Raw genomic sequence first — 18,789 nt, 5'->3', positions numbered from 1 at the left:
GGACGATACACCGCGTCCCGTCAAACTGGTTTCAGCGGTGACGGATCTGCCATTTGCGCGCGGTCCACAGCCGCCAGCCCAAAGCGGTCACGCCGAAGCCGATCGCCGAGAGCGCAACCGCCAGCACGACGAGGCCGACGATCGTTGCCGGCCCGCCCTGCGCAACCAGCCAGTGCAGCCAGCCGACGTGATGCGCGACATTGCTGGCGATCGGCCGCCCCGGCACGCTGGCATCGAGGCGCAACACCCAGCGCCCGATGCGATAGGCCAGCGCCATGATCGGCACGAAGGTGACGGGATTGTTGACCAGCGTGCTGCCGACCGCGGTCGGCACATTGGCGCGCGCGGGAAAGGCCAGCACCGCAGCCAGCGCCATATGCGCGAACGGAAACAGGATGCCCGCGAAGATGCCGAGCGCGACGCCGCGCGGCACCGAACGACGGGTGAACCGCCACAGGCTGGGCGCAAGCACGCGGTGCGCGACGGGGCGCAGGATCGGGTTGCGTTCGATCGCCTCTCGCGAGACGTGATGGCGGAACCAGCGCGACAGCCGCGCCCAGGCGCCGCGGTCAGCCACGTTCGCGCAGGAGCCGTCCCTGCTCACGCTTCCAGTCCCTCTCCTTGATCGTAGCGCGCTTGTCATGCGCCTTCTTGCCCTTCGCCAGCGCCAGCTCGACCTTCGCGCGGCCGCGCGCGTTGAAATAGATGCTCAGCGGGACCAGCGTCATGCCATCGCGTGCCACCGCCCCGTGCAGCTTCTTAATCTCGCGCTCATGAAGGAGCAGTTTACGCGGCCGCTTGGGTTCGTGATTGAAGCGGTTGCCGTGGCTGAATTCGGGAATGTTCGAATTGACCAGCCAGACTTCCTCGCCCTTTACCTCGGCATAGCTTTCGGCGATCGAGCCCTCGCCGAAGCGCAGCGACTTCACCTCGGTTCCGGACAGGACGATGCCGGCCTCGTAAACCGTATCGATGGCATAATCGAACCGTGCGCGCCGGTTTTCGGCGACGGTCTTCACTTTTTCGAAGGTGGCGGGCTTGGGACGCGACATGGGAGGGCGCGATGTAGGCGATTGTTACGGGAAGGTGAAGGGGCGATGCCCGATGCCGATCGCAGGCCGACGGCCGTTCGCCGTTACCGACGCCCTCATTCGCGGCGCAGCGCGTCGATCGGGTTGAGCGCGGCGGCGCGGCGCGCGGGGAAGAAACCGAACACCACGCCGATCGCCGCGGAAATCGAGAAGGCGACGAGGTTGATGCCGGGATAGAAGGCCCAGTCGACCTTCATCACCGGCGCGATCGCCAGCACCGCGACTTGCGCGAGGAGGAGGCCGATCAGTCCGCCGAGGCACGACAACGCCACCGCCTCGACCAGGAACTGCATCAGCACTTCGCGCGCGACGGCGCCGATCGCGAGGCGGATGCCGATCTCACGCGTCCGCTCGGTGACCGAAACCAGCATGATGTTCATGATCCCGATGCCGCCAACGACAAGGCTGATCGCAGCGACCGCGGTGAGAATGCCGGTCAGCAGGCGCGTGGTGCCGGTCAACACCTGCGAAACCTGCGCGGGATCGACGATGAAGAAATCATCGTCCTGGCCGGGCTGCAGATGTCGGCGCTCGCGCAGCAGGCCGACCAGCGAAGCTTTCACCTGATCGCCATCGTACGCGGCATCGACGCCGACCAGCAGTGCCTTGATATCGGTGCTGCCGAGGAAGCGGCGGGCGACGGCCTTGATCGGCATGATGACGAGATCGTCCTGATCGCCATATTGCGCCTGGCCCTTGGTGGTGAGCAGGCCGATCACATCGCATGAGACGGTGCCGGCGCGGAACCGCTTGCCGATCGGATCCTGCCCCTTGAACAGATTGCTGCTGACGGTGGTGCCGATGATGCACACCGCCTTGCCCGCCTGTTCTTCGGCGGGCGTGAAGATGCGGCCCTCGGCGAGCGGCCACGGCTGGACCTGGAAATAGGTGTCGTCCATGCCGAAGATCGTCGTCGACCAGTTGTTGCCGTTATAGATCACGGTCGCGCTGGTCTGCGCCTGCGGTGCGACGCCGGTGACGCCCGAGACCTGCTCGGCGATCGCGGTGACGTCGGCAGGCTTGAAATCGGCCGGCCGCGCGCCCCCGCCGCCGCGCCCGAAGCCATGGCCGGCATGGACTTGGAACAGGTTGGTGCCGAGATTGGCGATGCTCTTTTGCACCGCTGCCGTGGTGGCATTGCCCAGCGTCACCATCGTCACCACCGCGGCGACGCCGATGACGATGCCGAGCACGGTCAGGAACGATCGCAGCAAATGGCGCCGGATCGACCGGAAGGCCAGAAGGAGCGTGGCGCCGAACATCGCCGCCTTGATGCCCCTGAATCGCCTAGCCGTTCAAGCCGGTCGCGCGCTCAATCGCGGCCAAGCCTGGCATGATCGAGCGCGTTATCCACCCCGCACCGGTCTCGGCGACTGTCTTCACTTTTTCGAAGGTGACAGGCTTGGGGCGTGGCATTACCGCCAGGCGAGCAGGCGCGGAGAAGATGCCAGGATCATTGCTTGCCAAGCAGGTTGGTGATCGCCTGCTCCTGATCCGTCGCCATGCCGTGCCATCCGCCAACCCATAGGTGTTCAGGCGTCTCGACTTCCAAGGTCTCGACCAGCCCACCAGAATGAATGTGCGGATTGTCGGCGAAGGTCGGTCCCGCATAAAGGCATGGATCGGCGAGCATTTTGTCGAGCGCGCTGCTCTCCTCAGCATCGAGGGTGCGATCGATCGACGGCATTGGCGATGGTTTGGCGCCCTTGATCCAGACAAGGGTCTGCCCGACGCCGCTTACGTGCCAAAGGCCCGCAGCGTTGCGGGTTGCGACGACGCTGAACGACTGTGTGGCGAGGTCACCGCCCACCGCATACCAAAGAATCCGTCGATCGGATTCCGGCAAGTCCGCGCCAAGCTTTTTACGCAACTCGCGATGCTGAGCGATGACGCTCTTTTGAGCTGCCCACGAAACATGGGTGGCACCGTGAAGGATCGGATCGCTTCCGGCGCAATGGGCATAGACTTGATTGGGAGGCGTGACCGGCTCGGGCTCTGTCGATACCGGTCCGTAGGTCGTGGCTTGCACCGCCATCAGCCAAAGCAAAATCAAATCAGCCTCGCATGATCGAGCGCGTTATCCACTGCGCGCTGGCTGGGCTCGCCCGGCCAGGTCATCGGCAGGCGCAGCCCCTTGGGGAAATCGGGGCGGAGCTTGCTCAGCGCATATTTGACCGGCCCCGGCGACGCGTCGGTAAACAACGCCGCGTGCAGCGGATAGAGGCGGTCCTGCAGCGCGAGCGCTTCCGCATAATCCCCCGCACGACATGCCGCCTGAAATGCCGCACAAAGCGCCGGCGCGACGTTCGCCGTCACCGAGATGCAGCCGACGCCGCCCATCGCGTTGAACGCCAGCGCCATGTCGTCATTGCCGGAAAGCTGGCAGAAATCGGCGCCGGCCACCGCGCGCTGCGCGGAGACGCGGGCGATCGCGCCGGTGGCATCCTTGATGCCGACGATCGAGGGAAAGGCATGCGCCAGCTTGCCGATCGTCTCGACCGCGATATCGGTGACGGTGCGGCCGGGCACATTATAGAGCACAATCGGCAAATCGCAGGCCGCCGCCACCGCTTCGAAATGGCGGAAGATGCCGTCCTGATTGGGGCGGTTGTAATAAGGCGGCACCATCAGCGCGGCATCGGCGCCGGCCTGCTTAGCAGCGCGGATATTCTCGCAAGCGACACGCGTGTCGTTCGAACCGGCCCCGGCGATCACAGGCACGCGCCCCCGCGCCTGATCGACGCAGACGCGCACGACATGGAAATGCTCATCTTTGGTCAGCGTCGCCGCCTCGCCAGTGGTGCCGCACGGCACCAGCGCGGCCGACCCTTCGGCGATCTGCCATTCGACGAAATCGCGATACACGCGCTCGACGAAATTGCCGTCGGCGTCAAAAGGCGTGACGAGCGCGGGGATCGATCCGGAAAACATTAACTTGAAGCTCCTAAACCCACGCGATTTTCCGCGCGGTTCGACAAATTTGTCCTAGGCCAAATAGGGGCGATTCGCTTAGTGTGTCCACATGGTAGCGTTTCTGAAGTCCGCGTTGATCGTGGCAGGGCTTTCCGGCCTCGCCGCGACGTCCACTCTCACCCCGCAGCAGGTCGCCTGGTATCGCGCGCAGCTTTCCAGCGTCGCACCGCAGGCGGCGCCCGCCAACATCGGCGCCGACCCGCTCGCCGACGCGCTGGTCAGATGGAAGCAGCTCGAGCAATCGAGCAATTACGGCTTCAACGATTATGCCCGCTTCCTGCTTGCCCACCCCAACTGGCCCGGCGAAACGATGCTGCGCAAATCGGCCGAGCAGGCGCTGCAGCGCAGCCCCGCCTCGCCGACCAACGAGGTCGCCTTCTTCAAACGCTATCCGCCGCTGACCGATGACGCCGCAGTGGCTTATGCCGAAGCGCTCAAAGCGACCGGGGACATCGATGGCGCCAACGAACAGGCACGCGACGCGTGGACGAGCCGCATCCTCTCCGACGACGGCGAAGCGAAGCTGCTCGGCGACTTCCCCTCGGCCCTGAAGCCGATCGATTACGACAAGCGGATGGACATGCTGTTGTGGCGAGGCGCGACCAGCGCGGCGAGCCGGATCGATCCCTATCTCAGCTCGGTCAACCGCCCGGTGCTCGACGCCCGCCTCGCCTTCCTGACCAACGCCGCCGACGCCAGCGGCCGCGATGCCGCGATCACCGGCGAGGATCGCGAGAATCCCGGCTTCGTCTCGGCGCGCGCGCAATGGCTGCTCAACACGCGGCAGGTGGCGGCGGCGCGGACCTATCTCGCCCAGCCGCATCACCTCTCCGCGCCGCCCAGCCAGCCGCTCGCCTGGATGAAGCTGTTGCGCGAGCAGGCGCGCGGCGCCGCGGCCGACGGGCGCTGGCAGCAAGCCTATGCGATCGCCAGCCAGCTCGACGGCATCTATCCGGCCGGGACCGATCTTTCGGCCCAGCCTTATGCCGACAAGGACGTCTATACCGATCTCGCGTGGCTCGCCGGGCGCGCCGCGCTCGACCATCTCAACGATCCGCGCGCGGCGCAGGCGATGTTCGACCGCTATTCGCGCCCGTTCGATTCGCCGCAGACCCGGCCCAAGGGACTATATTGGGCGGGACGCGCGGCAGCGAAGGCAGGCGACCGCGGAGCGGCGACCGGCTATTTCCAGCGCGCGGCGCAATATCAGGATGCCTATTACGGCCAGCTGTCGGCCGAGCGGCTCGGCGTGAAGCTCGCCGCCCCCGATCCGATACCCACCGCGCCGGTAGCCGATTCGGAGCGCACCGCTTTCTATGACCGCGAAACGGTGCGTGCGGCGGAGATGCTCGGCACGCTCGGCAACTGGAGCGATCAAAGCCAGTTCCTGCGCCAGATCGCCGCCAACGCCACCTCGGCCAGCGATCACCGGCTGGGCATCGAGCTGTCGCGATCGCTCAACCGGCCCGACCTCGGCGTGATGATCAGCCGTTCAGCGCTGCAGAACGGCCTCGATGATTATGTCGCGGCGGGATATCCGACGGTCGCGGTGCCCGCCCCCGTGCAGCCCTATTGGACGATGATCCACGCGATCTCGCGGCAGGAAAGCCAGTTCGATCGCCAGATCGTCAGCCATGCCGGCGCGATCGGGCTGATGCAGCTGATGCCGGGCACCGCGCGTGAGACGGCCGGCCGGATGGGGCTGCCCTACAGCGCGTCGTCGCTGACCGATCCCAGCTTCAACGTCCAGCTCGGCGTCAATTATTTCCAGCGGCTGTTCGAGACCTATGGCAGCTACCCGCTGGCGATCGCCGCCTACAATGCCGGGCCGGGCAATGTGAACAAATGGCTCGCCGCCAACGGCGATCCGCGCAGCGGCCAGATCGATATGGTCAACTGGATCGAACAGATCCCGTTCACCGAAACCCGCGGCTATGTGCAGCGCGTGCTGGAGAACGCCGTGGTCTACAGCCTGATGTATCCGCAGCACAGCCAGGCGAGCAGGACGGCGCCGCTCGACTGGTATCTGGGCCGACGGCCGGGCGGCTCGGCCAGCTAGAGCGGAGTCGCTGGCAAGACAGCACAAGCATAATACTTTAGAAGTAGATCGCGCCGAATATCTGCCATTCGGCGTCTATTTACTCACGCCTTGCCGCGAAAATATTGACGACCCTAACACTCGATCATCTATTTAATTCAGATCGAGCACGAGACTCGTTTTCTATAAAATTACTGCACAACTCGATCTCTTGTATCAACAAGAGACTCGCATTCTGTTGATTAACTGAAGTTGTTTCAAATCGATACACATATGGGGAGGATTATATTTCCCATCTCTCGAGTGAATTGGGGAGAATTGAAATGAAACGTAAGATCAAACCGCGTTATCTGGTTTTGGCAATGATAACGGCGTCTTCGTTGACCGGCACGGCGGCGATGGCGGATCGCCATCCCACCCGGTCTGGCGACGCCATGTCGCGGGTGCAGACGGCATCGCTCGGCTTCCACGGGCTCGGCGCTCTGCGCAGCGGCATGGCGGCGGCGAACGACCGGCACGACGGCCGCGGCCATCAAGGCGATGTCCGGGGCCATATGGGCGACACCCGCGGCCACCGGGGCGATACCCGGGGCCACACGGGCGATCACCCCTCCAGCCCTGGCTGAACCAGCGTCCCGTCGCCGTCGCATCGCAAGCGCTTCGGCGGCGGGACGACGGCCTACCTCCGAATCGGTAGCCGGGCATTTCACGCCCGGCTATTCGCGAATTGCTATCTCCCGATGCTCTCGTCGACCCGCGATCGCCGCGTTTGGCTCGCCCCGTCCCGCGTATGCCCACATCCATCGCCACCGGGTTGAACGCATTGTACGATCGATCATTTTAGCCGTGCGGCACTAAAAGCCGCAGGCACGATAAGCATAAGAACCGACGCGCGACACCTCGATTTTCGGGGCGATTGCGCTCGTGCGTGAAGAAACAACCGGCCGAACTTTGTGTGTTCCACCATTCCAGTACCGGGAGTTTTTCATGACAATACATTTGCGACATCACAGGCTGGCGGCAATCGCCGCAGCGGCCGTAATTGTTGGCGCCACACCGGCGTTGGCAGACGGGCCGGTTACACGCTCCGGCAGCGCCATGGATCATGGCGCCGCCTTCGCATCCAATGCAGCTTTCTTGAGAGGGCATTTCGGCGGCTTCTTCGGCCATGGCGGCTGGCGACATGAAGGCTGGGGAGGTGGCGGCCACCACGGCGATGGCCATGGCCATGGAGAGGGCCACGGCCACGGCCATGGCGGCGGTGACGGCCATGGCGGCGGCTGGTGGCACGGCGGCCATCCCTGCAGCCCCGGCTGACTTTAGCCAGATCGTGACAGGGCGGCTTTTGCCGGTTAGCCGTCCTGCATGGCTTCGCCCAATTACATCACCCCTGCCGGCCTTGCCGCGCTGCGCACCGAATATGACCGATTGTTCGCGATCGAACGGCCCGCGCTGGTCGAGACGATCGCCTGGGCCGCGGGCAATGGCGACCGTTCCGAAAACGGCGATTATATCTACGGACGCAAGCGGCTGCGCGAGATCGATCGCCGGCTGGGCTGGCTGTCGCGTCGGATGAAGGCGGCGAAGGTCATCGACCCCGCTCGCCAGGAGGACCGCGACCGCGTGTGGTTCGGCGCCACCGTGACGATCGCCGACGAAGACGACAATGAGCGCATCCTGACGCTTATCGGCGACGACGAAGCCGATGCCGGCGCCGGCCGGATCGGCTGGAACGCGCCTCTGGCGCGCGCGCTGCGCGGCGGCGCGATCGGCGACCTCCGCCGGGTGACGCTGCCGGCCGGCGAGCGTGAGTATGAGATCGTCGCCATTGCCTATCCGGAATAGCGGCCGCTGGCGAGGCAGCGTCGTCGCTGCTACGGGCGTTTGCCGAACCGAATGGAGATCAGCCGCGATGAATGGCCAGGACGAAACCCGCAATGTCGCGCTGTTGATCGATGCCGATAATGCCTCCCCCCACGCGCTCGATCCGGTGCTGACCGTCTTGGCCGAGCTTGGCACGGTCAACATCCGGCGCGTCTACGGCAATTGGCGCAAGCAATCGCTCAAGAGCTGGGCCGACCTCACGCTCAAGCACGGTATCGAACCGCACCAGCAGTTCGACCTGACCAAGGGCAAGAACGCCACCGACATGAAGATGACGATCGACGCGATGGACCTGCTGTTCAGCGGGCGGGTCGAAGGCTTCGGCATCATGTCATCGGACAGCGATTTCATGCCGCTGGCGATGCGCATCCGGCAGGACGGCATCCCCGTCTACGGCTTCGGCGGCGCCAAGACGCCCGAGGCATTCAAACAGGCCTGCACACGCTTCATCGACGTCGCCGCGCTGACCAGCGAGGCGAAGGAGGAAAAGCCCGCGCCGGCCTCCACCCCCACGGACGAGCCGCGCAAGAGCCGCGCGATCGACGCCGATCTGCTGCACCTGCTGGTCGATGCCTATAATGCCGCCAAGCGCGACGAGCGCGGGTTCGTCAGCCTGTCGGAACTCGGCCGGCGCGCCGGCAACCGATCGAGCTTCGATGCCCGGAACTACGGGTTTCAGCGCTTGTCGGACCTGATCGAGGCAGTGCCGAATTTCCAGACCGAGCGCCGCGAAGGCGGCGCGACCTTCGTCAAGCGCGTCCACTGATCTCGAGCGCCTGCAAGCGCAATTCGATCGCGGCGCGATCATCGCCGCTGGCCTCGCGCAGCCCATCGCGCAAATCGGCCGCGAGTGATTCGCGCTGCCGGGCGGCGGCGCCGAGCCGGATGACCGCGAAGGTCGACACGATCAGCGTGACGATGCTGATTACCAGCATCCAATTGATCCACTCGGCAATGTGGGTCAGGATAAACGTATCGAACGGATGGCCGTTGGCCTCGATCTTCCCGTTCACCACGCTGCCCACCAGCCGATCGACGCTGCGGCTCGCCGCGTTGGCCAGGGCGAGCCAGCCGAACACGGCGACCGCCAGCGACGCGATGGCGAGCACCACCAATCCGCGCGCCGTTCGGCGAGACCGACGCCAATGGACCAGCGATCGATCGATCACGTCGAGCGCGAGCGGGCGGGCGCCGGCGGAAGACGAAGGAGCGTTATCGGTCAGAAGGTAGATATTGCGTGCGAGATCGCCATCAGCCTCGAAATCGACGGGCTCGCCCTGGTTTACAACGCGATCGGCCCGAACGTCGCTGGCGCCGAATTGGTAGCGGCGATCATCTTCGCCGCGAATATGGCCGCACGCCACGGCGGCATCGAAGCCGAGAACAATTCCCTTCATCTTTCCCCCCGCAGTTTGCCTGGTCTTATCTAACCGCTGCGCGGGAAGAGGCGCAAATCGCGCCCGACGGTCGCCCCTTTCCCAACGAAAACGGGCCGCCCCTCGCAGGGCGGCCCAATTCGGTTTGTTCTGGCAATCGCCCGATCAGATATCGTCGCCGAGCGCGCCTTTCACCTTGCCGACGAACTGTTGCGCCTTGCCCTTGCCTTCCTGCGCGGCACCTTCGTCGCGCTTGGCGGGGTCGTCAGAGGTCTGCTTGATCTTGCCGATCGCCTCGTTGACATTGCCTTTGATCTTGTCGGTCAACTCACCCATCACTCATCTCCTTAGCTCGCGTTCCGCCCGGAAATCGGCGGTTTGCGCGTCTGGAGGAACAACGGACGGGGCAGGAATCGGGTTCCGACGCCCGAGCGTTTTCCGGTCTACAGCGACAGCTTGCCGAGAAACGCCATCACCGCCGCCCAATTGGCTTGCGCGCCATCGGGATCCTTCGCCTCGATCAGCGTCGAGGAGCCGTGCACCCCGGCCCGGGGGACGTAAAGCGTGGCGAGGTGATCTGGCACGCGACCGGCAATGGCCGCCGCCTTGGCCTCTTCGTCGGGCGTGGCCGCGCTGGTGATGAAGATCGGCACGCCGATCCGCGCGGCAGCGGCGCCGATGCGATGCGGATCGGCAAAATATTCGCCCGGCGAGAAGGACAGCACCGCCTTCACCCGATCGGGGTGCATAGTGGCGACGGGGATCACCAGCGAGGCCGAATAGCTGCTTCCCCACAGGATGATCGGCTTGCCGAACTGCCCGGCCCAACGAACAGCGCCTTCGAGATCGGCCTGCGCATCCTCCATCGAGTGTTTCCAGCCATCGGGCATGTGCGCGATCGTCTCGTTGGTGCCGTACATCGCCCCGCCGGCGCGCTGATCGAATGCCAGCGCGCTATATCCCGCCGCGACCAGCTTCGGCGCGATCGTGGCATATTCGTCCTTGCTCGATCCTGCCTGGTGGAACAGCAGGATGATCGCCTTGGGATCGGCGGCCGCATAATAGGTGCCGCTGATATCGAGATTGTCGGCGGCGCGCAGCCATACCGTTTTTCCGACCGCGTCCGGCGACGCGCTGGCCGTGTTGGTCGCGGGCTGCGCGGGCGGCGCATGGCATGCGGTGATCGCCGCGGCGGCGAGCAGGACGGCTTTCTTCACGGCATTCCTCCCGATTTGCCGCAAGCTTAGCGCTGCGGCTCGCTCGCGGCCAGTGGATCGGCCGGCAAGGCCCAATCGATCGGCGGCAGCCCCTTGCTTTCGAGGAAGGCGTTCGCCTGTGAGAAGTGTCGGCAACCGAAGAAACCGTTGTGCGCCGACAATGGCGACGGATGCGGCGCCTTGAGCACCAGATGGCGGCTGGTATCGACGAACGCCGCCTTGCGCTGGGCATAGGCTCCCCACAGCAGGAACACCACCTGATCGGGCTTGTCGTTGACGAGGCGGATGATCGCGTCGGTAAACTTTTCCCAGCCGCGATCGCGATGCGAGGCGGCCTGGCCCATCTGCACGGTCAACACGCTGTTGAGCAGCAACACGCCCTGCCCGGCCCAATGTTCGAGGAAGCCGTGTTGCGCCGGGCGAATGCCGAGGTCCGACTCGATCTCCTTGTAGATGTTGACCAGCGACGGCGGCGTGCGCACGCCGGGCCGGACGCTGAAGCACAGTCCATGAGCCTGCCCTTCGCCGTGATAGGGATCCTGGCCGAGGATCACGACGCGGACCTTGTCGAGCGGCGTCAGATCGAGCGCGCGAAAATATTCGCTGCCCTTGGGGAAGATGCGGCGGCCGCGCGCCTTCTCGTCGAGCAGGAAGCGCTTGAGATCGGCCATATAGGGGCTGTCGAATTGCGGCGCGAGCGGTGCCTTCCAGCTCTCGTGCAGCTTCACCCCCTCGGCCATGCTCAGATCAGCCCCGCCAGCGGGCTAGACGGATCGGCGTAGCGACGCTTGCCCATGCGCCCGGCACGATAGGCCAGCCGCCCCGATTCGATCGCGGCCTTCATCGCGGTGGCCATCATCACCGGATCCCTGGCCTCGGCGATCGCGGTGTTCATCAACACGCCATCGCAGCCGAGTTCCATCGCGCGCGCTGCATCCGACGCGGTGCCAACACCGGCATCGACCAGCACCGGCACGCCCGCACCCTCGACGATCAACCGGATCGTCACTTCGTTCTGGATGCCGAGCCCCGACCCGATCGGCGCGCCGAGCGGCATGATCGCCACCGCGCCGGCATCCTCCAGCCGCTTCGCCGCGATCGGATCGTCGACGCAATAGACCATCGGCTTGAAGCCTTCCTTGGCCAGGATTTCGGTCGCGCGCAGCGTCTCGACCATGTCGGGGTAAAGCGTCTTGGCTTCGCCCAGCACCTCCAGCTTGACCAGATCCCAGCCGCCCGCCTCGCGCGCCAGCCGAAGCGTGCGGATCGCTTCCTCGCCAGTGAAGCAGCCGGCCGTGTTGGGCAAATAGGTGATCTTCTTCGGGTCGATATAGTCGGTCAGCATCGGCGCCTTGGGATCGCTGACGTTGACACGGCGCACCGCGACGGTGACGATCTCCGCGCCTGACGCCTCGAGCGCGGCGGCATTCTGCGCGAAGTCCTTGTACTTGCCGGTGCCGACGATCAGGCGCGAGCGGAACGTCTTGCCGGCGACCGACCATGTGTCCTCGTCGATCGGCTTGGCATGATCGCCGCCGCCGACGAAATGAACGATCTCCAGCTCGTCGCCATCTTCGACGCACACGGTGCTCAGCGTCGAGCGGGGCACCACCTCGAGATTGCGCTCGACCGCGACCTTTTCCGGCACCAGCCTCAGCTCAGTCGCGAGGTCGGCGAGGCTCAGCCCGGCGGCGACGCGCTTGTGCTCGCCATTGACGGTGATCGTGACGGTTCCATCGGTGTGCAAGGGGCAAGTCCTCGAAAATCGGGCAAGCCGGCCCTTCGACAAGCGCGAAACGACCGGCTAAGACAACGCCCACGATCTAGGCGCGCCCCGCGCCAGCCGCAACCAAGGGAACAGCATGGCGGACACGATCTTCGTGCTCAACGGCCCGAACCTCAACCTGCTGGGCCTGCGCGAGCCCGAGGTATATGGCCACGACACGCTCGACGACATCGCCGACCGGCTCGAGGATCGCGCCCGGGAGCTCGATCTCGCGATCGACATGCGCCAATCGAATCATGAGGGCCATCTGATCGATTGGCTGCACGAGGCGCAGGCGTCTAACGCCAAGGCGGTGATCCTCAACCCGGGCGGTTATACGCACACTTCGGTGGCGCTGCACGACGCGATCAAGTCGATCGCCACGCCGGTGATCGAAGTGCATCTTTCCAATCCGCATGCGCGTGAGGATTTTCGTCATCAAAGCTATGTCGGCCGCGCGGCGAAGGGAACGATCGCGGGCTTCGGGGCGCTTTCCTACATCCTCGCGCTTGAAGCCGCGGCGCGACTCTGACAGACGGCGCCGATTGACAGGGAAAGGGTCGCATGACCGAGGAACATAATCACAAGATGCGGGTGGACGTGGATCTCGTTCGCCAGCTTGCCGAAATGCTCGACGCCACGGGACTGACCGAGGTCGAGGTGGAAGACGGCGATCGCAAGATCAGAATTGCGCGCAAGGCCGCTGCCGCGCCGGCGGTGCATTACGCGCCCTCCCCGGCGCCCGCGCCTGCGACTCATGTCGCCAGCCTGCCGTCGAGCGATCCGGCGCCCGCCGCCCCGGCCGCCGACCACGCCAATGCGGTCAAGTCGCCGATGGTCGGCACCGCCTATCTCGCCGCCGAGCCGGGCGCCGCGCCCTTCTCCAGCATCGGCAAGCAGGTCGCCGCGGGTGACACGCTGCTGATCGTCGAGGCGATGAAGGTGATGAACCCGATCACCGCGCCGTCGGCCGGCACGATCAAGGCGATCCTGGTCGAAAACGGCCAGCCGGTGGAATTCGACCAACCTCTTATCGTCGTCGAGTAAGTCGATGGCGGAGATCAAGAAACTCCTGATCGCCAATCGTGGTGAGATCGCGCTGCGCATTCACCGCGCGTGCCATGAAATGGGGATCAAGACGGTCGCGGTGCATTCCACCGCGGATGCCGACGCGATGCACGTCCGGCTTGCCGACGAAGCGGTGTGCATCGGGCCGCCGCCGGCGGTCGACAGCTATCTCAACATCCCCAACATCATTTCGGCGGCCGAAATCTCCGGCGCGGACGCGATTCACCCGGGCTATGGCTTCCTCAGCGAGAACGCCAAGTTCGCCGAGATCGTCGAGGCACACGACCTGATCTTCGTCGGCCCCAAGCCCGAGCATATCCGCATCATGGGCGACAAGGTGGAGGCGAAGCGCACCGCCGGCGCGCTCGGCCTGCCGCTGGTGCCGGGCTCGGACGGCGCGATCACCGATGTCGAGGAAGCGAAGAAACTCGCGGCCGAAATCGGCTATCCGGTGCTGATCAAGGCCGCCTCGGGCGGCGGCGGGCGCGGCATGAAGGTGGTGCCGAGCGAGGACCAGCTCGAAACGCTGATGAAGCAGGCGGGCAGCGAGGCCAAGGCGGCGTTCGGTGACGACACCGTCTATATGGAGAAATATCTCGGCAACCCGCGCCACATCGAATTCCAGGTTTTCGGCGACGGTGACGGCGCAGCGATCCACCTGGGCGAGCGCGATTGCTCCTTGCAGCGGCGCCACCAGAAGGTGCTCGAAGAGGCCCCCTCGCCGATCATCACGCCCGAGGAGCGCGCGCGGATGGGCGGGATCGTCGCCAATGCGATGGCCGACATGGGCTATCGCGGCGCCGGCACGATCGAATTCCTGTGGGAAAACGGCGAGTTCTACTTCATCGAGATGAACACCCGTCTGCAGGTCGAACATCCGGTGACCGAGGCGATCACCGGCCTCGATCTCGTCCGCGAGCAAATCCGCGTCGCCGAAGGCCACGGCCTGTCGGTCACGCAGGACGAGGTGCGCTTCGCCGGCCACGCGATCGAATGCCGCATCAATGCCGAAGACCCGCGCACCTTCGCGCCGTCGCCGGGCACGGTGACGCAATATCACGCGCCGGGCGGGATGCACGTCCGCGTCGATAGCGGGCTTTACACAGGCTACAAGGTGCCGCCTTATTACGACAGCATGATCGCCAAGCTGATCGTCTACGGCACCACCCGCGAACGCTGTTTGATGCGGCTGCGCCGGGCGCTGGAGGAATTCGTCGTCGAGGGGATGAAGACGACGATCCCGCTGCATCAGGCGCTGCTCGAGGATCCGGAGTTCCAGCAGGGCGCCTATACGATCAAGTGGCTCGAGGAGTGGCTGGCGAAGCAAGGCGCCTAGGGCCGATCGACCCTGACCCGGCTTCGTCCCCTCGCCTCGTTCGCCGGGCGGCGGGAGGTTCGACGCGTAGCCTATCGACTCGCCTATGGATCGACGCCTAGGGTCTGCGCCCCCGGGGAGAATGCAGTATGTCGTTGATCGCCGACCTGAAATCGCTCGACAAATCGCAACGGAGCGCGATCTGGGCGAGCTATCTCGGCTGGACGCTCGACGCCTTCGATTTCTTCCTGATGGTGTTCATGCTCTCGGCGATCGCCAAGGAGTTCGGCACCGACGTGAAGGCGGTCGCCTGGGGCGTCACGCTGACGCTGGCCGCGCGGCCGTTCGGCGCGTTCGTGTTCGGCTGGTTCGCCGAACGGTTCGGCCGGCGGCCGGTGTTGATGATCGACATCACGCTGTTCTCGATCTTCGAGTTCGCCTCCGCCTTTGCGCCGTCGCTCACCGCGCTCCTGGTGCTGCGCACGCTGTTCGGCTTCGCGATGGGCGGCGAATGGGGGATCGGCGCCAGCCTGGTGATGGAAACGATCCCGGCCAGGCTGCGCGGGCCCGTCTCCGGCCTGCTGCAGAGCGGCTATCCTTCGGGCTATTTCATCGCCAGCCTGGTTTACGGGCTGCTGTTCGATCTGATCGGCTGGCGCGGCATGTTCATGGTCGGCGTCGCGCCTGCGATCCTGGTCATCCTGATCCGCATGCACGTCAAGGAATCCCCGGCGTTCGAAGCGGCGAAGGACAAGCCGAAGATCGACCCCGTCGTCGCGCTGGTCCGGCATTGGCGGATCGCGCTCTACATGATCGTGCTGATGGCGGCGTTCAACGCGTTCAGCCACGGCACGCAGGATCTCTACCCGACCTTCCTGCAGAAGCAGCATCACTTCGATGCGCACCTGACGGGAACGCTGGCGGCGATCATGAACGTCGGCGCGATCGTCGGCGGCATCGGGTTCGGCATCTGGTCCGAACGGATCGGGCGCAAGCGGGCGATCATCGTCGCCAGCCTGCTGGCATTGCCGATCCTGCCGCTTTGGGCCTATTCCCCGACGCCACTGCTGCTGGGCATCGGCGCGTTCCTGATGCAGGTGGCCGTGCAAGGCGCGTGGGGCATCGTGCCGGTGCACCTCAACGAGCTGGCGCCCGGCGCGACGCGCGCGATGTTTCCCGGCTTCGCTTATCAGCTCGGCAACCTTGCCACCGCGTGGAACGTCGTCTTCCAGACCGATATCGCCGAAAGCCACGGCAACGATTACGCGCTGGCGCTGGCGCTGTTCGGCGGCGTGACGGCAGTCATCATCGCCGCCTGGACGTTGATCGGGCCAGAGCGGCAGCATGTCGATTTCATCGCCGAAGTGCAGACGAAAACCGGCTAGCCGTCGCTTATGGCCCGCCGCCCCGCCCCTCGTTCCATTCGTCGCCGTAGCCCGATCGCGACGATCCCGCGCTGGGCGTGGGCGATCGCCGCCGTCGCAGCGCTGATCGCCGCCTGGCTGCTCTATCGCCACCTGCATGAGCGGCAGGAGCAGCCACGGGAATTTTCCAATCGCGCGCTGCTGCTGAGCCGAGCACAGCAAAGATTGCGCGCCGATCCCAATGTCGCCGATCTGGTCTATTCCGCGCCGCTCGATCAATGGGATGCGACGCCGGCGATGCCCGATGCCGATGCGAAGGCCTTCGGACATTATCTCTGCTTCACGCTGGCCGAGGCAGGCGTTACGCGGGCCGACACGACCGTTCGCGTCATCGACGGCGCGAAACTGGAAGCAAATGGGTTCGATTATGCGGCGGCGAGCCGCGGCACCTTCGGTTGCGGAGACGATACACGATGAAGGCAACGATCTGGCACAACCCGCGCTGCTCGAAATCGCGGCAGACGCTGGCGATCCTCGAAGCGACGCCGGGCGTCGAGGTCTCGGTGATCGAGTATCTCAAATCGCCGCCGGACCGGGCTGAACTCGCGCGTCTCTACGCCCGCGCGGGCATGGCGCCGCGCGACGGGCTGCGCGCCGGCGAGCCGATCGCCAAGGAACTCGGCCTTGCCGGCGCCGATCGTGATGCGATCCTCGACGCGATGGCCGCGCACCCGATCCTGATCGAGCGCCCGCTGGTCGAGACCGACAAGGGCGTGCGCCTCGGCCGCCCGCCGGAAAAGGTTCTCGAAATCCTGTGAGCGATCCCCGCGCGCTCGTTCCCGGCCGCAATTGCTGGCGGATCGAGACCGCCGAACAGGCCCGTGTGATCGTCGATGCGGAGGATTATTTCCGCATCGCCCGACGGGCGATGGCGGCGGCGAAACACCAGATCCTGCTGATCGGCTGGGATTTCGACGCGCGAATCAAGCTGGTGCACGACGGTCACGACGATGCACCCGCCGAGGTCGGCGCGTTCATCGACTGGTTGATCGCGCGCAATCCGGCTTTGCAGGTCTATATCCTGCGGTGGGACATGGGCGCGCTCAAGACGCTGTTTCGCGGCAAGACGATGCTCACGCTGATGCGCTGGATGTTCAAGCCGCGCATCCACCTGAAGCTCGACAGCGTGCACCCGCACGGCGCCTCGCACCATCAGAAGATCGTGGTGATCGACGATTGCCTCGCCTTCTGCGGCGGCATCGACATGACCGACAACCGCTGGGACACGCGCGCGCATCGCGATCACGATCCGCAACGCGTCAATGCCGACGGCAAGCCGTACCATCCCTGGCACGACGCGACGACGGCGTTGAGCGGCCCGATTGCGACCGCGCTCGGCGAATTGAGCCGCGCCCGCTGGCAACGCGCCGGCGGCAAGACGATCGCGCCGCCGCCGGCGACGCGAGCCTGCTGGCCGGCCGACCTGCCGAGCGATTTCACCAATGCTGCGGTGGCGATATCGCGGACGATCCCCGAGATGCCGGATTTCGCGCCGGTCCACGAGATCGAAGCACTCTATCTCGACCTGATCGCACGGGCCGAACGCTGGATCTATGCCGAGAGCCAATATTTCGCCTCGCGCAAGGTCGCCGAAGCGATCGCCCGGCGGCTGCGCGACGAAAACGGCCCGGAAATCGTCATCGTGAATCCGGAGACCGCGCAAGGTTGGCTCGAGCCGATCGCGATGGATACCGCCCGCGCCCGCCTGGTCGAGGCAATCCGCGTTCACGATCGCCATGGTCGTTTGCGGCTATACCACCCGTTCACCACCGAAGGGGCGCCGGTCTATGTCCATGCCAAGGTGACGATTATCGACGGCCTGATCCTCCGCGTCGGCTCGTCGAACTTCAACAATCGCTCGATGCGGCTCGACACCGAATGCGACGTGACGATCGATGCCACGGTTTCCGGCAATGGCGTCGCCGCGCCGCGGATCGCGGCGATTGCGCACGAGCTGATCGCCGAACACCTGGGGCTCGATGCCCGGACGGTGGCGGCGACGATGACCGAAACGGGCTCGCTGATTGCGACGATCGAGCGCCTGCGCGGCCCGGGCCATTCGTTGCGCCCCTATCGCATTCCCGAGTTGGACGGTCTGGAGGAATGGCTGGCCGACAACGAAATCCTCGATCCCGAAGGGCCGGAGGAAATGTTCGCGCCGCTAGCCAAGCGCGGGCTGCTGCGTCGGCTAGGCCAGCGCCTCAGCGGCCGCGCATTTCGGCGGTAATATCCTGCTTGCACCCGTAAAGGTGCGTCGCACGGCCATCGCTGGTCATCACATCGGCCATGATTCTGATCCAGCGCAGATCGCCATCGGGCCGTCGAATCCTTGCCTCGAAAGTGAAGCTGCCGCAGGTCGCGATGGCGTGATCGCGCAGACGATCGAGCTCGGCCCGCGATTCCGCGGTATATTGCCGCACGACGTCGCCGCGCCGGATGGGCACATGGCGCGGCAGGCCAAAGAGATCGAACACGCCGGGCGCCCAGCGCAGCGAATCGTCCGCGAGATCACATTCCCATGCGACAGGAAGCGCGGGAACGCCGCGCACGATCTGCAAGGGCATGATTGTCAGAAATTCCACCCATCCCCCTTTCCTGCAAACGATATCGTCTTCGTAACGGAGGCGGATGAACGGTG

At 65.2% G+C, this 18,789-nt stretch carries 24 protein-coding genes; 12 read left to right on the top strand and 12 right to left on the bottom strand.

Going from position 1 to position 18,789, the window contains the following annotated elements; translation table 11 throughout:
• Positions 1 to 31: 31 nt before the first annotated feature.
• The 5 genes from K7G81_RS03695 to dapA form a co-directional block, all read right to left on the bottom strand.
• Positions 32 to 577: a DUF2062 domain-containing protein gene (locus K7G81_RS03695; RefSeq protein WP_369412022.1), complete on the bottom strand. Its 546-nt coding sequence runs from the start codon at positions 575 to 577 to the stop codon at positions 32 to 34.
• The gene (smpB, locus tag K7G81_RS03690) at positions 570 to 1,052 is read right to left on the bottom strand and encodes an SsrA-binding protein SmpB (RefSeq protein ID WP_223029359.1); all 483 of its coding nucleotides are present in this window, start codon (positions 1,050 to 1,052) and stop codon (positions 570 to 572) included. Before smpB ends, K7G81_RS03695 begins: the two co-directional genes overlap by 8 nt.
• A 95-nt stretch (positions 1,053 to 1,147) precedes the next feature.
• Complete coding sequence (locus K7G81_RS03685) at positions 1,148 to 2,353, bottom strand: ABC transporter permease (protein WP_223029358.1); 1,206 nt, start codon at positions 2,351 to 2,353, stop codon at positions 1,148 to 1,150.
• A gap of 191 nt (positions 2,354 to 2,544) precedes the next feature.
• Positions 2,545 to 3,144 (bottom strand): hypothetical protein, encoded by a 600-nt coding sequence (locus K7G81_RS03680; protein WP_223029357.1) that lies wholly within the window; start codon positions 3,142 to 3,144, stop codon positions 2,545 to 2,547.
• Positions 3,141 to 4,022 carry a 4-hydroxy-tetrahydrodipicolinate synthase gene (gene dapA, locus K7G81_RS03675; protein WP_223029356.1) on the bottom strand — a complete coding sequence of 294 codons (882 nt, stop codon included), beginning with the start codon at positions 4,020 to 4,022 and terminating at the stop codon, positions 3,141 to 3,143. Before dapA ends, K7G81_RS03680 begins: the two co-directional genes overlap by 4 nt.
• A gap of 91 nt (positions 4,023 to 4,113) precedes the next feature.
• On the opposite strand from dapA, the gene K7G81_RS03670 reads away from it, so the two are divergent.
• Positions 4,114 to 6,123 carry a lytic transglycosylase domain-containing protein gene (locus K7G81_RS03670; RefSeq protein WP_223029355.1) on the top strand — a complete coding sequence of 670 codons (2,010 nt, stop codon included), beginning with the start codon at positions 4,114 to 4,116 and terminating at the stop codon, positions 6,121 to 6,123.
• Positions 6,124 to 6,425: 302 nt separating this feature from the next.
• Positions 6,426 to 6,728, top strand: coding sequence for a hypothetical protein (locus K7G81_RS03665; protein WP_223029354.1), 303 nt, complete (start codon positions 6,426 to 6,428; stop codon positions 6,726 to 6,728).
• A 214-nt stretch (positions 6,729 to 6,942) separates the two neighbouring features.
• On the opposite strand, the gene K7G81_RS03660 is transcribed toward K7G81_RS03665, so the two are convergent.
• A complete protein-coding gene (locus tag K7G81_RS03660; protein WP_223029353.1) occupies positions 6,943 to 7,374 on the bottom strand; it encodes a hypothetical protein in 432 nt (143 codons plus the stop codon).
• A gap of 93 nt (positions 7,375 to 7,467) precedes the next feature.
• Here K7G81_RS03660 and K7G81_RS03655 point away from each other — a divergent pair, with 93 nt between their 5' ends.
• Complete coding sequence (locus tag K7G81_RS03655; RefSeq protein WP_223029352.1) at positions 7,468 to 7,947, top strand: GreA/GreB family elongation factor; 480 nt, start codon at positions 7,468 to 7,470, stop codon at positions 7,945 to 7,947.
• Positions 7,948 to 8,014: 67 nt separating this feature from the next.
• The gene (locus K7G81_RS03650) at positions 8,015 to 8,752 is read left to right on the top strand and encodes an NYN domain-containing protein (protein ID WP_223029351.1); all 738 of its coding nucleotides are present in this window, start codon (positions 8,015 to 8,017) and stop codon (positions 8,750 to 8,752) included.
• Here the strand turns inward: K7G81_RS03650 and K7G81_RS03645 are convergent.
• Positions 8,736 to 9,098 carry a hypothetical protein gene (locus tag K7G81_RS03645; RefSeq protein WP_223029350.1) on the bottom strand — a complete coding sequence of 121 codons (363 nt, stop codon included), beginning with the start codon at positions 9,096 to 9,098 and terminating at the stop codon, positions 8,736 to 8,738. The two genes, K7G81_RS03650 and K7G81_RS03645, sit on opposite strands and share 17 nt — an antisense overlap.
• 33 nt (positions 9,099 to 9,131) lie before the next feature.
• Here K7G81_RS03645 and K7G81_RS03640 point away from each other — a divergent pair, with 33 nt between their 5' ends.
• On the top strand, positions 9,132 to 9,416 hold the full coding sequence (locus K7G81_RS03640; protein ID WP_223029349.1) for a hypothetical protein: 285 nt from the start codon (positions 9,132 to 9,134) through the stop codon (positions 9,414 to 9,416).
• Positions 9,417 to 9,527: 111 nt separating this feature from the next.
• Here the strand turns inward: K7G81_RS03640 and K7G81_RS03635 are convergent, their stop codons facing one another.
• From K7G81_RS03635 to thiS, 4 genes are all read right to left on the bottom strand, one after another.
• On the bottom strand, positions 9,528 to 9,698 hold the full coding sequence (locus K7G81_RS03635; RefSeq protein WP_223029348.1) for a CsbD family protein: 171 nt from the start codon (positions 9,696 to 9,698) through the stop codon (positions 9,528 to 9,530).
• 107 nt (positions 9,699 to 9,805) lie between these two features.
• On the bottom strand, positions 9,806 to 10,579 hold the full coding sequence (locus K7G81_RS03630; protein ID WP_369412021.1) for an alpha/beta hydrolase: 774 nt from the start codon (positions 10,577 to 10,579) through the stop codon (positions 9,806 to 9,808).
• 26 nt (positions 10,580 to 10,605) lie between these two features.
• On the bottom strand, positions 10,606 to 11,319 hold the full coding sequence (gene ung / locus K7G81_RS03625; RefSeq protein WP_223029347.1) for a uracil-DNA glycosylase: 714 nt from the start codon (positions 11,317 to 11,319) through the stop codon (positions 10,606 to 10,608).
• 2 nt (positions 11,320 to 11,321) lie between these two features.
• Entirely contained in the window at positions 11,322 to 12,326 is a 1,005-nt protein-coding gene (gene thiS, locus K7G81_RS03620) for a sulfur carrier protein ThiS (RefSeq protein ID WP_223029346.1), read from the bottom strand.
• Between the two features lie 115 nt (positions 12,327 to 12,441).
• Between thiS and aroQ the strand changes: the two genes are divergently transcribed.
• The 7 genes from aroQ to K7G81_RS03585 all read left to right on the top strand — a co-directional run bounded on the left by aroQ (position 12,442) and on the right by K7G81_RS03585 (position 18,378).
• Positions 12,442 to 12,876, top strand: a complete 435-nt coding sequence (gene aroQ / locus K7G81_RS03615) for a type II 3-dehydroquinate dehydratase (protein WP_223029345.1) — start codon at positions 12,442 to 12,444, stop codon at positions 12,874 to 12,876.
• A 32-nt stretch (positions 12,877 to 12,908) separates the two neighbouring features.
• A complete protein-coding gene (gene accB / locus K7G81_RS03610; protein ID WP_223029344.1) occupies positions 12,909 to 13,391 on the top strand; it encodes an acetyl-CoA carboxylase biotin carboxyl carrier protein in 483 nt (160 codons plus the stop codon).
• Between the two features lie 4 nt (positions 13,392 to 13,395).
• Positions 13,396 to 14,748 carry an acetyl-CoA carboxylase biotin carboxylase subunit gene (gene accC / locus K7G81_RS03605; RefSeq protein ID WP_223029343.1) on the top strand — a complete coding sequence of 451 codons (1,353 nt, stop codon included), beginning with the start codon at positions 13,396 to 13,398 and terminating at the stop codon, positions 14,746 to 14,748.
• Between the two features lie 128 nt (positions 14,749 to 14,876).
• Positions 14,877 to 16,112 (top strand): MFS transporter, encoded by a 1,236-nt coding sequence (locus tag K7G81_RS03600; RefSeq protein WP_223029342.1) that lies wholly within the window; start codon positions 14,877 to 14,879, stop codon positions 16,110 to 16,112.
• Between the two features lie 9 nt (positions 16,113 to 16,121).
• Positions 16,122 to 16,568, top strand: a complete 447-nt coding sequence (locus tag K7G81_RS03595) for a hypothetical protein (RefSeq protein ID WP_223029341.1) — start codon at positions 16,122 to 16,124, stop codon at positions 16,566 to 16,568.
• Positions 16,565 to 16,909 (top strand): arsenate reductase (glutaredoxin), encoded by a 345-nt coding sequence (gene arsC, locus K7G81_RS03590; RefSeq protein WP_223029340.1) that lies wholly within the window; start codon positions 16,565 to 16,567, stop codon positions 16,907 to 16,909. The genes K7G81_RS03595 and arsC overlap by 4 nt, the downstream gene beginning before the upstream one ends.
• Positions 16,906 to 18,378, top strand: a complete 1,473-nt coding sequence (locus tag K7G81_RS03585; protein ID WP_223029339.1) for a phospholipase D-like domain-containing protein — start codon at positions 16,906 to 16,908, stop codon at positions 18,376 to 18,378. The genes arsC and K7G81_RS03585 overlap by 4 nt, the downstream gene beginning before the upstream one ends.
• On the opposite strand, the gene K7G81_RS03580 is transcribed toward K7G81_RS03585, so the two are convergent.
• A complete protein-coding gene (locus K7G81_RS03580) occupies positions 18,353 to 18,733 on the bottom strand; it encodes a PAS domain-containing protein (RefSeq protein ID WP_369412020.1) in 381 nt (126 codons plus the stop codon). The two genes, K7G81_RS03585 and K7G81_RS03580, sit on opposite strands and share 26 nt — an antisense overlap.
• Positions 18,734 to 18,789: the final 56 nt, after the last annotated feature.

The organism is Hephaestia mangrovi, assembly GCF_019880555.1.
In the GTDB taxonomy this organism is placed as follows: Bacteria; Pseudomonadota; Alphaproteobacteria; order Sphingomonadales; family Sphingomonadaceae; genus Sphingomonas; species Sphingomonas mangrovi.
The sequence above is the reverse complement of the archived record's forward strand: the minus strand, read 5'-3'. Positions and strand labels throughout refer to the sequence as shown.